We start from the raw sequence: 14111 nt of genomic DNA, 5'->3' as shown, positions 1-14111 counted from the left end.
CACTTTCGTGGGTTGGTACAAATTAAGGAGGCGCAAAGCGTTTCTTTAGGTTTTAGAAGTTGAGCTTAAAGAAATAATCATCGAGCCAAGTACTACGGCGATCGCCCCTGTATAGCCCAATAAACTTAGAGGTGATGGTGGTAAAAATTGCGGAACAAAATTAGGCAGGATCGCCGACGCAGCTAAGGTGACAAGGGGCGCAAGGGTAATCACCGCACTGACCCGCGAGGCTTCCCAATGTTCGAGCGCAGCCGCAAATGCACCATAGGCAATCAAAGTATTGAAAGCGCAAAAAATGAGGGCGATCAACGGTAGCCCCGATAGAGTCAAGAGTCTATCGGGGTGAGCCATTGGTGCAAATAGCATAGCTGCACTGAGATAGAGACATAACAATACAGAAGTCGAAGGCAGATTAAGTAATAGCTGCTTTTGAGCAAGTCCATAAAAAGCCCAAACGATCGCCCCTAGGACTAGAAGAGTATTACCCCATAAATATGTGTCGAGGGTAGTAATGAGCGATCGCACTTGATCATGGGAAAAAAGCAAAAGCCCACAAACGAGAATTGCCACCCCACCCCATTGGCGATAGTTGTATTTTTCTTTAAAAATGACCAATGAAGCCATTCCCATCATCACGGGTGCGATTTGGGTAATTACTTGAGCATTATTGGCTGAGGTCTTACCTACGCCAATTAAAAACAAAATATAGTTGAGCGAGAGTCCGCCCACAGCTACTAAAAACAATGGTAAGGAAACTTTCTGCAATTGTTGCCATGTTGGCAGTTGCTGGCGTAGCGCTAAATATATTCCCAGCACAACCCCTGAAACAGTAAAGCGAAACCAAGTAACGGTGAAGGGATCTAGCTCTTGGAGGACAATCTTGAGAGCGATCGCTAAAAATCCCCATAGTAAAACTGTGAGCAACGATAGCGCTAGCCCTAAACGCGATCGCCCAGAAACTTGGTGTAAAAGCATTGAAATTTGGTCACATAAAATTAAAAGGGGCGCAATGCGTCCCCCTTTTAATTTTATGCAAAATTTTATGCAAACATTTCGACACTAGAGGAGTAAATCGGCTCAACATGAATGGCAATAACGCGCTTAGGACGGACTAACAAAATTTCATTTAATTCGGCCCGCACTGGAATGGGCATAAGATCATCCTCATTTGCCTTTGCCTTGAATTGCGATGCATACCAAGTTTTAACTTCTTCGATAGTTGTAAATTTTGTGGTGACTTCCTGTCCGCCTTCTAGCTTTAAATGCACGATGTATTCATTAGGCTTTCTGGGTTCTCTCGGCATCTCGATCTACTCCGTCTAGTTTTCACGTAATCATGCTGAATTATATAGCAAATGATAGTAGGGGCAATTCATGAATTGCCCCTACTATCATTTGCTACTCCCCCTCAAAGATTATTGGTGCAGCGCTTCGCGCCGCACCAATAATCTTTGGAGGCGCAATTAAATATAAAAAGCCAAAACTCATGATGTACGCGCAGCGTGCATCATGAGTTTTGGATCTAGTTTTTGATTATGCCCAGATACTGATCATTTGTGTTGCGATAATATTGATGGTCAAAACCAAACAATTTTTCAAATCCTTACAAAGTAAGGATTTGAAAAATTGTTTGTACATTAAACAAAGGAATCTAGAGTGAAAATTCATAAGTGGGCGATCGCCATATTATTGTGGGGTTTCCTGTTTAGGGCTGTATGCGCGATCTATCTCAACATCGGCTTTGACGAAGCTTACTATTACCTATATACCCAAAATCTAAACCTAAGCTATTTCGATCATCCACCACTAGTGGCTTTTACCGCAGGAATTGGGATCTGGCTGACGGGTGCGGTTACGCCCTTAACCTTACGAATTGGGGGCGTTTTACTGTATACGGGGACATTAATTTTTTCCTATTTGGCTAGTCGTAAACTGTTTGGTGATCGCACAGCCACTTTAACTCTGGCGATTTTGACCACAATTCCGATTTTCCAGATTGCCTTTGGTATTCTGACCTTGCCTGATAATGCCTTGATGTTTTTCTGGGCAGCTTGCTTATGGGTTGCCGCTACAGAATTTTTTCCGCCTGATCAAGTTGCTAATCAAGTTCATGATTACAAACCGACCTATCGCCTTGCCATTATTGGTTTACTAGTCGGTCTCGCATTTCTAGGTAAATATCATGGAGTGCTTCTCGGTGGCGGATTAGTACTATTTTGCTTGTTCAGCCGTCGCCATCGAGTAGCTTTATTCTCAGGATGGACTTTAGTAGCGATCGCTTTATTTGCGATCGCCATTTCTCCCGTGCTGATCTGGAATTACCAACATGAATTTGCCTCATTTCGCTTTCAGAGTGGGCGGGCTGTGCCTTCGCAGGGCTACAACCTAGAGCGATTGTTGGTAACCATTCTATTAGCGCTGGGTTATCTGTTCCCTACTTTCGGGTTTCCTTTATGGTGGACAAGTTTTCGGACATTGGGGGAGTTGGTAAAAGTTCCTACAAGACAAGAAAAAACTGATGAAAATAGCCATGAATTAGCGATCGCCGACGATATCTTACGTACCAAAAGATTGCTAATCCTCTGCGTATCAGCACCAATTTTCTTTGGATTTACTTTTATGGGTGGATTTATCCAAATCTTGCCCTCATGGCATATGCCAGGATTTTTTGGGGCAACACTTTTACTGGGCGAACGGGCTGCTCAAGTGCAGTTAAAGCGTCCCAAATTTATTCGCAATTGGCTTTGGGGATCGGGGGTAGTAATTTTGCCGCTGTTGCTAATTGGATTACTACATGTGCATTTGGGGATCGCGCAGAAAGGAGGAGATGCGGCGATCGCAGGTGGTTTCTGGGAAGCTAAAGATGATCCTTCCACCCAGATGATTGACATTGAGCAGTTACGTCAAGCCTTTGTTGATTCACCCATGCTCAAAGCAGAATTAGCAAAATCAGATTTTGTATTTAGCAATAATTTCTTTGTGGCAGGGCAAGTGGGCATGGCGATCGAGCCACTGGGCAAGAAAGTTACCTGTTTTGATGAAGATTTACGCGGGTTTGCCTATTGGAGCAAAGCTGAAGATTTTGTCGGTAAGACTTCGCTCTACATCACTTCCGAGCAATTTCTAAAAGATGAAAGATTCCCACAACCCTTAGATAAATATGCAGGTTACTTTCAATCGCTAGAAAAAATTGCGGATATTCCCATTAAACGTGGCGGTCAAGCAGTTCAAATTTTTCCAGTCTATCGCGCCTCACCCATGCTAAAAACCTATCCACGACCCTATGGATAAAAAGCAATAGCAGTGCGGGGCGAAGCACCGCACTGCTAACCCTAAATAAGAAAATAGCGGCGCTTTGCGCCGCTATTTTCTTATTTAGGGTTAGCAGCTTGCAACTCATTGAGTTGAATATTTTGGCTGCGAATACGACGGGATAGTAAGCGAATAATATTTACCGCAATATCAGGTGTTTCATCGATCGCTTCATATAGCTGTTGCTGCGTTAGCACCAGACAATCACAACTCGAAATAGCCGTTACCGAAGCCGATCGCGGTTCTGCATCAAACAGCGACATTTCCCCAAAACAACTACCCTTATCTAAAAGAACCAGATCCTTATCCCCCAAATGCACCCGCACTCGCCCCGCAACCACAATATATAGCGATCGCCCCTCTTGACCTTGGGCAAAGATCATTTTGCCAGACGGATAGGAAACCTCGTTCATGATCGAAGCAAGGCGTACCAAGAAGTCATCGCGCAATTCCTTGAAAATTGGAACTCCGCGCACCAATAGCAATCGATCAATACTGGTTAACATTGCCTAAGACTCCCCATACCCATTTGGTTTGCCGCCCATTCTGGCTTTTATCTCAGTATCTATATCATTACTGTCATGCAAATTATCACTTAGATTTAGGATGTTTTTGCCATTATTTTGAAAGTAGTAGGAAATAGCCCTTGCTTGGGCAAGCACCAAAGAATCACGATCCTTTAGTAGACGTGGCAAAACCTTAAGCAGCGATCGCGGCGAAGCAACTTGCAAATAAGAAATAACCGCCTCCCTCACAAATCCTGTGGGATGTTCTAGACATTTCAACATAGACTCCGCAGGCACACTCCAATATTGTGTCCGCGCCACATGAAAACAGCAAGCCAACGTCCAGTCTGATAGGCAATAACGCAAATCCACAAGTTGGTGTAACCGTTTAGATGGCAGCAGAGGCTCATAAGGATGAATGCTCGCAAGAACGCTTAATTTATCAGCGATCGAGCGATTGTCAACCACTGACAAAATAATTTGTTTAACGCTTAAGTCAACGGTATTGTCTAAGATTTCCATGCCGCGAGCCAAACTGCTCTTGGAGTCAGAAAGAATATTAAAAGCCGCCGCCTGAATTGCTGATGCTGAATAAAGTAATTTCATCATCAAGAAAATTCGTTCTAAGCTACCGATCGCTTCATTCTGCAACGACTCGATTAATAGACTAGCCTCTGTGGTCGAGAATTGCTCCACCGACAGATCGACTACACCCGCCCAAGCCTCAGTCATCACCCCCAGCTCTTGCACCACCATTTTCTCGATACCACTACGCCCGATCAGTTCAAGGATCGCTTCAATGCCTTGCTCTTGAGGTATGCGTATAAGCGTCCGCAAAATTTGTCGTCGATGCTTACCCCAAGATTTAGCCAAATTATTGGCTAGCACCGCAATGGAAGCCTGTGAGCCTATTTCACCCAAAATATCCCATGCAATTATGCGGACAGTGTCGGGGCTGCGATCGCTAAAGGATAGTTCTAGCAAAGAGGGAATCGCGTCATCACCAAGGGTTACTAAAGCCTCGTAAGCCGCTTTGCGCGTTGCTTTGTAATGTAAACCCCGAATAATCGATGGGAAATATTCGCTAGTACGAGTAGCAGCGATCGCTCTAAGCAAAGCACAACGCACTTCAATCGATGGATCTTGCAATAATTGCGGTACATAAAAACGCAGAGACTGCATAAAGGCGGCTTCAGCTAAAGCTCGACAACCTAACACCCGCTCAGGTTGTGATGAGCTGGTAATCATATGCCGCAAAGTATTAGTAGCTTCAGCAACCTGTGACGAAGCCCCCAGTCGCATCATCAAAGCCACCGCAGTGCCCCGAATAATCGGATTTTGTTCTGGGCCTAAATACTTGCGTAATCCATCAATATCACGATTTTTTTCATCGGCGATCAATACGTAGCGCAGACATAGAGCTTGTACCTGCGGCGATGCATTAGGAGACTGCATCACTTCGCGTATATAGGACAAATACTTAGACTCAGGATTTTCCAGCATGGCGGCAATGCTTTGCGCCTGCAAATCTGGGGTCATTTGTGACAACATCGGCGCAAGGGTCTCACCTACAGCTTGCGGCACAATTTGCGTCAATAGGTCAATACAGACCGATTGCTCCGTCTGGGTTTCGGCTCTAGTCATCGACTCCGACACCGCCCGACGCACTTCGCGAGTATCAACAGTTAGCAAGCTCAATTGCCCACGCTCCACACTCTGGATCAAAAGCTCCAGATATCCACGTCGCAATAACCAAATAACTATTACCCAGACAATAGCAACAAGGACAATTACTCCTGCAAACCACTGAGCAGAAATAGCATCACTGACATCATTAAGCCTAAAAATCTCACTGACAACCCAGATTAATACTCCTGCTCCACCCGTCGCCAAGGGATCGGCAATACCCCGCACAAAAGATTGAATCTGGCTACGAAATATGTCTGGTACAGCCTGAAAGAGTGTAGGTGCTGTCGCCGCCACAATCGTAAACCGAAATAATTCATCAAAGAATTTCAGAACCACAAAACCTGTCAACAGACCAAATGGAGCAAACCCTGCGATCATACCTGTGATGATGATGCCTATAGGGGGCATCAATACCGCAAAAAACACCCCAATTCGTTCAATAATTCGACTAGAGCCAAAAAGCTGGAGAGCCAGCTTAAAAACCCCCATAATTCCGCCAAAAATACCCAGAAAGCTGCCGATCGCTTCTTCAGTTTTTAGATGAATTTCCAGTTGTGACTGATACTGAAACTCAATCATAAAAAATAAAACTTGAGCAGCAATAAAGAAGCCAAACAACAGCCAAACATACTTGCGGATGTTGCCTTTTAGCGTACGGGTAGAAATTTCGCGATCTTCTTCACTGTTATAAACAGAGTTAGGAAAAGCTTGTTTATAGCGGGTACTCAGATAAAACAGTACGCCAGATCCGATCGCTAACATCAAACAAGTGGCAAGGGTCATATTCGTTGCCCCACCCCAACTTACCAACAGTGGATAGGAAAACCCCGCTACTATTTCCGCAACAATAATGCCTGTACTAATTAGGGGAAAAGCTCGTTTAATTTCCCGAATATTAAACAACTGGTTGGCTGCAATATCATTATTAATATTGCTTAGTACATAAATCCCCTCAACCCACAGGCGAATCCCGAATACCGCCGCCATATATATAAATGATTTGCCTTCTTGCATGAGTCCCATCCATGCCAAAGGCAATGGCAGAGCCAGCAAGCAGGATATGCCTAGCATCACCCAACGCAAAGGAAATATTTTTTGCAGCCATGAATAAAACACACCTAAAGCCGTCACCACAAAAGCGGTGGCAATGTATACCCAAGTCAGATTTTCGGCTGTGTAGGCTTGAAGGAACAAGGTAGAACTAGAATACTCAAGCCATACTGCTCCAATCGATGTTGCACCGTAAAATAAAAACATCAAAAATGTGCGTTCAGCTTCGTCTGGACGCAGGTTGACGATTTTTAGAAATCGGCGCATCGAAGAATTAGAGTTAGGAATGACGGGTGCAGTCATCTGGGTGTATTCATGGATGGTGGCGATCGTTTGACGATATGGTACTACAAGAACGCAAATCTGCAATGACAGCTATTTCGCCAATTACTTCAATTTCACAGGGACATCTCAATATTTGGGAAATTTGTCAGCGTAAATATCAATATAGTTTTCTAGAGGAGTTGAGTTTACCTGAAGCTGATTTGCAGAGCAAAAAAAATTTGCTGTTAGGCTCTAATTTTCACTTGCTAATGCAGCAAAAAGAGCTAGGACTAGATGTGACAGTACTAGCCAGTAGTGACCCCAAGTTGCAATCGTGGCTATTGGCTTTTGAGCATCAACCTCCAGCAATGATTGTTGGCGATCGCCTCTGTGAACATCGACGCACCTTAGAAAGGCAAATCGAAAGGTCGCTGCATCATAGTCAGAATAGTGATTATGGTCAAGGGTATTTTGTCTTAACCGCAATTTATGACTTTTTGATTTTGGGCGATCGCCAAGCCCAAATCCTCGATTGGAAAACTCATCAAATTGCGATCGCTGCGGAAAAATTAAAAAACAATTGGCAAACCCGACTTTATCTATATTTACTAGCTAAAACAACTAGTTATGCGCCTGAACAGTTATCAATGACCTATTGGTTTGCCAATACCGCCGAGTCAGTGATCATTCCCTATTCGCAGGTAGAGCATGATCAAACTGAAAAAAAATTACAGCATATTCTGGGGCAGATTGCCCAAGCTCAAGACTATCCAAAATTAGCAGTTGATAGTTCTGAGTGTGTTTACTGTGAGTTTCGCGATCGCTGCGATCGGGGTGATATGTTATCTAACTCTGCATCTAGTAATATCGCCGATATTCCCGAAATTATAATATAGCAATGTAAGAGATAGCTCGGACAAACATCAAAACCCAAAAGATGAGTGGCGGCGCTTCGCGCCGCCACTCATCTTTTGGGTTTATACCAATTCACAAAAGTATGACGACACTTTTGTGAATTAAAAACCAAACCCAGTAAGGGTTTTAAAAGCACCAAATAGCTCTGCCATTTGGTACTTTAGTATAACTATGAATTATTTTCCTGATCATCGATATTTTGCTTACCTCACGTCACCCGCGATCGCCTCAATGCCAGACAAGCAAAATGTGGTGATCATTCAACCCATGGGGGCGATCGAGCAGCATGGCGCACATTTACCATTGATTGTCGATGCGGCGATTAGTATTGGTGTGCTAGCAAAGGCTTTAGAAAAATTAGACCCTGCTATTCCTGCCTATGCTTTACCCCCTCTGTATTATGGCAAATCGAATGAGCATAGTACTTTTGCAGGTACAATCACGATGCGATCGCAGACAATGTTGGCGGTCTTAACGGATATTGCCGAAAGTGTCTATCGAGCAGGATTTCGGAAGTTGGCTCTGATGAATTCTCATGGGGGACAGCCGCAGATTTTGGAAATAATTGCTCGCGATCTCCATGAGAAATATCCTGATTTTGCGATTTTTCCACTTTTTACATGGCGCGTTCCCAATGTAGCTAAGGATTTATTGACTGAAAAGGAATTAGAATTTGGAATTCATGGTGGAGATGCTGAAACCAGTCTAATGTTGGCGCTTTTGCCTGAACAGGTACAAATGGATAAAGCTGTTACTGAATATCCCTATGGATTGCCTGAGCATAGTTTGCTCAGTATGGAATCGGCAAACCCCTTTGCATGGGTAATGCGTGATTTGACGAAAAGCGGCGTATTGGGGGATGCTAAAGCAGCGACCCTAGAAAAAGGTGAAAAGATTCTTGATTCTTTAGTTGATGGTTGGGTGCAATTGATCGAAGATATTTATAAATTTGAGCAACCGAAAGCGTATGGCAATCATCTCCTCTAAACCAAGTCCCAATCCTGAAGGCGATCGCCTTGCGAATCAGGTTGACTCTCCCAATCCATCGGCAGCAATTCCAGAAAAGGATAAAAAATCAACTCCCCGATCGCCTAAAAAATCCGCTAAAAAAGAAGTAACATCGCCAGAAATGCAACAGGCGTTAGATTTACTGCAAGCAGAAGCCACGCCAGAGGAGAAACTCGAAGATCAACTAGCAAAAGATGCTCCCGCTCAAGTTTCGGGCGACATTAATATCCGTCCCAAAAATCTCGAAGACTATATTGGACAGAAAGATTTAAAGGAATTGCTTCATATTGCGATCGCGGCGGCAAAGTCGAGGTCATCCGCTCTCGATCATTTGCTGTTATATGGTCCCCCTGGATTAGGGAAAACCTCTCTTGCTTTGATTATTGCTCAAGAGATGGGCGTGCAATGCAAAATTACCTCGGCTCCTGCCCTAGAGCGTCCCCGTGATGTCGCTGGTTTGTTGGTTTCTCTGCAACAGGGAGACATTCTCTTTATTGATGAAATCCATCGCTTACCGAGTGTGACCGAAGAGATTCTCTATCCTGCGATGGAAGATTATCGGCTGGATATTACGATTGGGAAAGGTCAAGGAGCAAGGATTCGCAGTGTGCAGTTAAATAAATTTACACTGATTGGAGCAACTACGAGAATTGGGGCTTTATCTTCACCATTGCGCGATCGCTTTGGCTTTGTGCAGCATTTTCGCTTTTATGAGCAGGATGAACTAACGCAGATTGTCTCTCGCAGTGCCAAGATCCTTGAGACTCCAATCCATGATGATGGCGCGATCGCGATCGCCGCCAGATCAAGGGGTACGCCTCGGATCGCCAATCGCCTCTTAAAGAGAGTGCGGGACTATGCCGAAGTTAAGGCTAAGGGTGAACAAATTACAGGGGCGATCGCGGAATCGGCTCTGGAGTTATTTAATGTTGATCCGAAAGGACTTGATTGGATTGATCGTAAATTGTTAACGGTTTTAATTGAGAACTTTAATGGTGGTCCCGCAGGTTTGGATACCTTGGCGGCGGCGACGGGTGAGGATGCCCATACCATTGAGGAAGTGTATGAGCCATATTTATTGCAGATTGGCTATATCAATCGCACGCCTCGCGGTCGGGTGGCTACGGCGGCGGCATGGAAGCATTTAGGTTATTCTGTGCAAACGGCGATCGCAGGTTTGCTGTAGTATGCGATTGCCCCTAATCGCATACTATAATAAATCACTGCAAAAAGCTTCTACTAATTCATCTTCAGTCATGCCAGTTTCTAATAGAACTTTCTTAACTGTGCGATCAAGAGAATCTATGGCGCTAGTATCAATATTATTTTGGGTAGCTCTTTTGGCTTCGGTGATTTCTTGACCTAGTAATTTCCATAGCTTGATTTTATGTTCAATATTTAGGGTGGTGACGGCTTCGGCTAGTAGTTCAAAGGGGATGTTAATTTGGGCGGTGGCAGTTGTCATAATGTTTTTTTACTCGCATGGTAAGGTTTCCTTAGACCCGTTTGTTGTAGGTAAACAGCGATCGCCTGACTAATCGTCCATAATCCAACCACATTGCAAATAGCTATCAAAAGTGAATTTATTGTGTATTTAGGTGGGTTGAGATACACTCTTAATCAGTGAATTTGCGGAGTGAGTGATGTTTAAAAAAGACAAGGACTCTAAAGATAAAGCAACCCAATCGATCAGTATTGGTGGTGGTACATTTACGAACTCGCCGATCGCTCAAGCAGGAGGAGATCTTCAGATCAGCCAGCAAATTGTCTCAAGTCCGACAAATACAGGATTGACGGTGGATGAGGTGTTGGGACTAATTGATCAATTTGCCGCTATTGTTCGTGAGTCGGATTTGTCGGAAAAGCAGAAAGAAAAAGTACTGCGTCATGTTGCTTCGGGCAAGGATGAAGTACAGGAAAAGGAACCAGATAAAGAGACTGTGAAGAAAGATCTGCAAAGAGCCACGAAGGTAATTAAGGATGTGGATGAAGCGGTTAGCGCTGGACAAGGTTTATGGCAGAAATTAGAGCCTGTTGTCACTAAGTTGGCGGGTTGGTTGGGTGTGGCGGTAAGTACTTTCTGGGCTTAACTTGATGTCAAAGGAACAGTCTCAGGAATCGGAGCAGGGAATTGAGATTGATAAGGCTTCGTTAACGGATTCTCCTATCGGTCAAGCTGGGAACGATCTGGTGCAAGGCGATCATAATTCCTTTGTTAAGCAGGTTTTTAATTTTGTGGGATTGTCTCAACCTGAGAAAATAGCGGGTAGGGATGAGGCGGAAACTTTTTTATCAGGGGAGGTGAAAACGGAGGTTAGATATCGACTGAGACATTCTTTGCATCGTGAAGTGGCGATTACTTTGGATAAGGAGATGCAGTTGGATCGGGTGAGAACTTGGAGCGCATCGGTAAAAATCGGAATGCGGGTAATCGAACAAATAGAAAACGGGACGAGCATTCTCAATGTATTTCAAAGAGAGGATGTGGCGGGGCGATTGCTGATTTTGGGTAAACCGGGGGCGGGGAAAACAACTACTTATTTGGAATTGGCGAATGATTTGCTAGACATTGCCGAAAGCGATCTAAAGCAACCGATCCCCATTTTGTTTAATCTGTCATCTTGGAAGGACAATGAGCAGAGCATTGCTGATTGGGTTGTAGCTGAGGCAAAAAGTAAGTATGGGGTTTCCATAGAAGCCGCTCAAAATTTACTCAAGCGTAAACGACTGTTGCCGATGTTGGATGGTTTGGATGAGTTGGAGCCACACCGTCAGGAGCCATGTGTTCTTGCCATAAATCAATGGATGGTAAGCGAACATCGTCCGAGATTTTTGGTGGTATGCAGTCGTAGTGAAGAATTTGATAGCTATAACGCCAACTTTCAACTGAATGCGGCGATTTATTTACAACCATTGAGAGATGTGCAGTTGGCAGAGTATTTTCAGGTCATTTCTCAACCCGATCTATGGCAAAAATTACAACAAGATTCTGAATTATTAGAAATTTTGAGAACGCCGCTCTTTTTGAGCATCACTTTGCTGGCAATGCGACAAATATCTCTGACTGAATGGGAACAGTTAGCAACTACTGATGAGCGTAAAACCTATTTGTTGTCGGCTTATGTGCGGCAAATGTTGGCGCGAGATATCGAGAATTGGTATTACAAAACAAAACCAATGCCTACCGAGGACCAAACGAGACATTGGCTGAGTTGGCTTGCCCAGCAGCTACAACAGAAGTCAAAGGATGAGTTTCTCATTGAAGGCTTGCAACCAACAGATTTAGAGAATCGTACGCAACAAAAAATTTATAACTGGATTTTGGGATTAATTTGGGGGGTAATTTTTGGGCTGATTTTTGGGCTGATTTATAACTGGATTTTTGGGATAATTGGTGGGGTAATTATTTGGCTAATTAGTGGGCTAATTGGTGGTCTGATTGATGGGCTGATTAATGGGCTAGTTTATGGACTGAATAGTGGATTTACAGAAAATCGGATAAAACCTTTGGAAACTTTTGAATTTTCTTTGGCACCTGCAAAGATCAGAAAATTTTTCCGTGTGCTGATTTTTTGGCTAATTTTCGGGCTGATTGTTGGGTTGATTTATAACTGGATTTTCGGGCTAATTTTCGGGCTAATTTTCGGGCTAATTAATGGGCTAATTTTTGGGTTGCAAGCTGATTTCGTGTCGAGAAAGCATCCAAATCAGGGGGGCTTTGCAACCTTCCAAAATACTATATGGGTTACATTGTTTTCAATTCCAATTTGGAGTTTTGGGATTTTTTTTATCAGGCAATTTAGAGGTATCCAAGTGATAAATCTATCTAGCTTAATTTTAGGGATTGTCATTGCTATAACATTTGGATTTTGTTTGAGTGGAGTCGAAGCCCTGAAACACTTTATTCTGCGCTGTCTCCTCTATCGCAATGGTTCTATCCCTTGGAACTACGCTCGATTTCTTAACTACAGCACCGAGCGAATGCTATTACAGCGCGTTGGTGGACGCTATCGCTTTATCCATCGTCTCCTCCAAGAGCATTTCGCCGCCCAGAGTAGTGATAAATAGGCGATTACACCGTAGATTTAGCGATCATCGATATAAAATATAACCACGATAAGAGGATGATCACTATAGCGATCGCACCATCCAACGCACTAACAGATAACCGTACATCGCTTTTTGATGCCACTGATCTTTTGGGAAAAGCAAAGCTATCCAATAGCAGGTATCACCAAAGATTACTTTCATAATTTGTGCTTATGATTCGTAAGAACGCTTAGGAGAACTATTCTAAATAGCCGAGATAAAGATCCCCGACTTTTTCTATGCAAGCGCAGCTCATTTTAGCAAGTCATAGAAAAAGTCGGGGATCTGGGCGATCACAGGTTACTTGAGCTTTCCCAATTACTCACTAGAAAATGCGATCGCCTAATCAAACAGGCTGCTTTTTTGGTTGCTTCCTCATTCAGTCGAAAAGGCGATCGCTAATAAACCAAACATCTAAAATCGCAATAAATTCACATTATTACGCAAAAAGCTGACCCACTCAATAGAATGAGATATTATAGGAGTAGCAATAGAGGCAAGCAGTTATGGTTGCAATAGTTGAGAAAGAAAAAGTTTTAAGTCAAAGCTTTATTCCGAAAGGATGGATATCAGCAACTTGGGAAGATTTCTTGCAGATATCTCAGGCAGTAAGCAATGACAAAGCAAAATTTTACTATTTTCAAGGGAGTTACTACAGTGAGAATTCGTTCAGTGCTGAGCATGGAGCGAACCATTACCTAACAAGTTTTTTAGTAAACCTTTACTGCATGATGTGCAAAATTCCTCTCAAGGGCTATACGAACTGTAGCTATCGCAAAGTGGGAATAAGAGAATGTCAGCCAGATATTTCTTATTATGTAGGCGATCGCACTCAGAATGCACCTCAAAGTAGTGCGATCGTCGATCTTGACGAGAGTTTACCCCCTGATATCGTGATTGAGATTGCCGATACCTCATTGGGCTACGACCTCGGCGCAAAGCGCTTACTATATGAAGAAGTGCGCGTCGGTGAATATTGGGTAATCGATGTCCAGAACATGAAAATCACTGCATTCCGTATTTTGCAAGGTTTAGGAAGTGAAAGGATTACAGAATCCTCAGTATTAGGAGGATTACGATTGAGTTTATTAGAAGAAGCTTTACAACGTAGCCGTGAAATAGATAATACCCAAATTGGTTCTTGGTTTATGGAACAGTTAGGTTAAAGTGATGGATTTTCCCTGATTGCTTTTAATTTCTTTCCATACTCGTTAGGGAACGCGATATTTAATAAAAAAGCAGTCTGTTTAACAGGCTACTTTTTTATTAAATATCGCT

12 protein-coding genes are annotated in these 14111 nt (G+C 43.4%); 7 read left to right on the top strand and 5 right to left on the bottom strand.

The genetic code is table 11. The annotated features are described in order from the left end of the window. Window positions 1-45 precede the first annotated feature (45 nt). Window positions 46-975: a DMT family transporter gene (locus H6G05_RS01380; protein WP_190575623.1), complete on the bottom strand. Its 930-nt coding sequence runs from the start codon at window positions 973-975 to the stop codon at window positions 46-48. 65 nt (window positions 976-1040) lie between these two features. Continuing rightward, the gene (locus tag H6G05_RS01375) at window positions 1041-1304 is read right to left on the bottom strand and encodes a hypothetical protein (protein ID WP_094535344.1); all 264 of its coding nucleotides are present in this window, start codon (window positions 1302-1304) and stop codon (window positions 1041-1043) included. 352 nt (window positions 1305-1656) lie between these two features. On the opposite strand from H6G05_RS01375, the gene H6G05_RS01370 reads away from it, so the two are divergent. Then, window positions 1657-3291 carry an ArnT family glycosyltransferase gene (locus H6G05_RS01370; RefSeq protein WP_190575621.1) on the top strand — a complete coding sequence of 545 codons (1635 nt, stop codon included), beginning with the start codon at window positions 1657-1659 and terminating at the stop codon, window positions 3289-3291. 80 nt (window positions 3292-3371) lie between these two features. Here H6G05_RS01370 and H6G05_RS01365 read toward each other — a convergent pair whose 3' ends face one another. Continuing rightward, window positions 3372-3818 (bottom strand): Crp/Fnr family transcriptional regulator, encoded by a 447-nt coding sequence (locus H6G05_RS01365; RefSeq protein ID WP_190575619.1) that lies wholly within the window; start codon window positions 3816-3818, stop codon window positions 3372-3374. A 3-nt stretch (window positions 3819-3821) separates the two neighbouring features. Then, window positions 3822-6860, bottom strand: coding sequence for a hypothetical protein (locus H6G05_RS01360; RefSeq protein ID WP_190575617.1), 3039 nt, complete (start codon window positions 6858-6860; stop codon window positions 3822-3824). Between H6G05_RS01360 and H6G05_RS01355 the strand changes: the two genes are divergently transcribed. The 3 genes from H6G05_RS01355 to ruvB all read left to right on the top strand — a co-directional run bounded on the left by H6G05_RS01355 (window position 6851) and on the right by ruvB (window position 9930). Further along, complete coding sequence (locus H6G05_RS01355) at window positions 6851-7717, top strand: PD-(D/E)XK nuclease family protein (RefSeq protein ID WP_190575615.1); 867 nt, start codon at window positions 6851-6853, stop codon at window positions 7715-7717. The two genes, H6G05_RS01360 and H6G05_RS01355, sit on opposite strands and share 10 nt — an antisense overlap. A gap of 190 nt (window positions 7718-7907) precedes the next feature. Then, window positions 7908-8723, top strand: coding sequence for a creatininase family protein (locus tag H6G05_RS01350; protein ID WP_190575613.1), 816 nt, complete (start codon window positions 7908-7910; stop codon window positions 8721-8723). Continuing rightward, complete coding sequence (gene ruvB, locus H6G05_RS01345) at window positions 8704-9930, top strand: Holliday junction branch migration DNA helicase RuvB (protein WP_190575611.1); 1227 nt, start codon at window positions 8704-8706, stop codon at window positions 9928-9930. The genes H6G05_RS01350 and ruvB overlap by 20 nt, the downstream gene beginning before the upstream one ends. Window positions 9931-9954: 24 nt before the next feature. Here the strand turns inward: ruvB and H6G05_RS01340 are convergent, their stop codons facing one another. Next, window positions 9955-10209 (bottom strand): hypothetical protein, encoded by a 255-nt coding sequence (locus tag H6G05_RS01340; protein WP_190575609.1) that lies wholly within the window; start codon window positions 10207-10209, stop codon window positions 9955-9957. A gap of 178 nt (window positions 10210-10387) precedes the next feature. Here H6G05_RS01340 and H6G05_RS01335 point away from each other — a divergent pair, with 178 nt between their 5' ends. From H6G05_RS01335 to H6G05_RS01325, 3 genes are all read left to right on the top strand, one after another. Next, a complete protein-coding gene (locus H6G05_RS01335) occupies window positions 10388-10834 on the top strand; it encodes a hypothetical protein (protein ID WP_190575607.1) in 447 nt (148 codons plus the stop codon). A gap of 4 nt (window positions 10835-10838) precedes the next feature. Further along, complete coding sequence (locus tag H6G05_RS01330) at window positions 10839-12812, top strand: NACHT domain-containing protein (RefSeq protein ID WP_190575606.1); 1974 nt, start codon at window positions 10839-10841, stop codon at window positions 12810-12812. 527 nt (window positions 12813-13339) lie between these two features. After that, window positions 13340-13999 carry a Uma2 family endonuclease gene (locus H6G05_RS01325; protein ID WP_190575604.1) on the top strand — a complete coding sequence of 220 codons (660 nt, stop codon included), beginning with the start codon at window positions 13340-13342 and terminating at the stop codon, window positions 13997-13999. The last annotated feature ends 112 nt before the right edge of the window (window positions 14000-14111 follow it).

It is taken from the genome of Phormidium tenue FACHB-1050 (assembly GCF_014696925.1).
Lineage (GTDB): Bacteria > Cyanobacteriota > Cyanobacteriia > Pseudanabaenales > Pseudanabaenaceae > Pseudanabaena.
The sequence above is the reverse complement of the archived record's forward strand: the minus strand, read 5'-3'. Positions and strand labels throughout refer to the sequence as shown.

Excerpts from the sequence above, each read along its gene's own strand:
- H6G05_RS01380 (WP_190575623.1), bottom strand. The coding sequence starts at position 975 with ATGCTTTTACACCAAGTTTCTGGGCGATCGCGTTTAGGGCTAGCGCTA.
- H6G05_RS01375 (WP_094535344.1), bottom strand. The coding sequence starts at position 1,304 with ATGCCGAGAGAACCCAGAAAGCCTAATGAATACATCGTGCATTTAAAG.
- H6G05_RS01365 (WP_190575619.1), bottom strand. The coding sequence starts at position 3,818 with ATGTTAACCAGTATTGATCGATTGCTATTGGTGCGCGGAGTTCCAATT.
- H6G05_RS01360 (WP_190575617.1), bottom strand. The coding sequence starts at position 6,860 with ATGACTGCACCCGTCATTCCTAACTCTAATTCTTCGATGCGCCGATTT.
- H6G05_RS01350 (WP_190575613.1), top strand. The coding sequence starts at position 7,908 with ATGAATTATTTTCCTGATCATCGATATTTTGCTTACCTCACGTCACCC.
- ruvB (WP_190575611.1), top strand. The coding sequence starts at position 8,704 with ATGGCAATCATCTCCTCTAAACCAAGTCCCAATCCTGAAGGCGATCGC.
- H6G05_RS01340 (WP_190575609.1), bottom strand. The coding sequence starts at position 10,209 with ATGACAACTGCCACCGCCCAAATTAACATCCCCTTTGAACTACTAGCC.
- H6G05_RS01335 (WP_190575607.1), top strand. The coding sequence starts at position 10,388 with ATGTTTAAAAAAGACAAGGACTCTAAAGATAAAGCAACCCAATCGATC.
- H6G05_RS01330 (WP_190575606.1), top strand. The coding sequence starts at position 10,839 with ATGTCAAAGGAACAGTCTCAGGAATCGGAGCAGGGAATTGAGATTGAT.
- H6G05_RS01325 (WP_190575604.1), top strand. The coding sequence starts at position 13,340 with ATGGTTGCAATAGTTGAGAAAGAAAAAGTTTTAAGTCAAAGCTTTATT.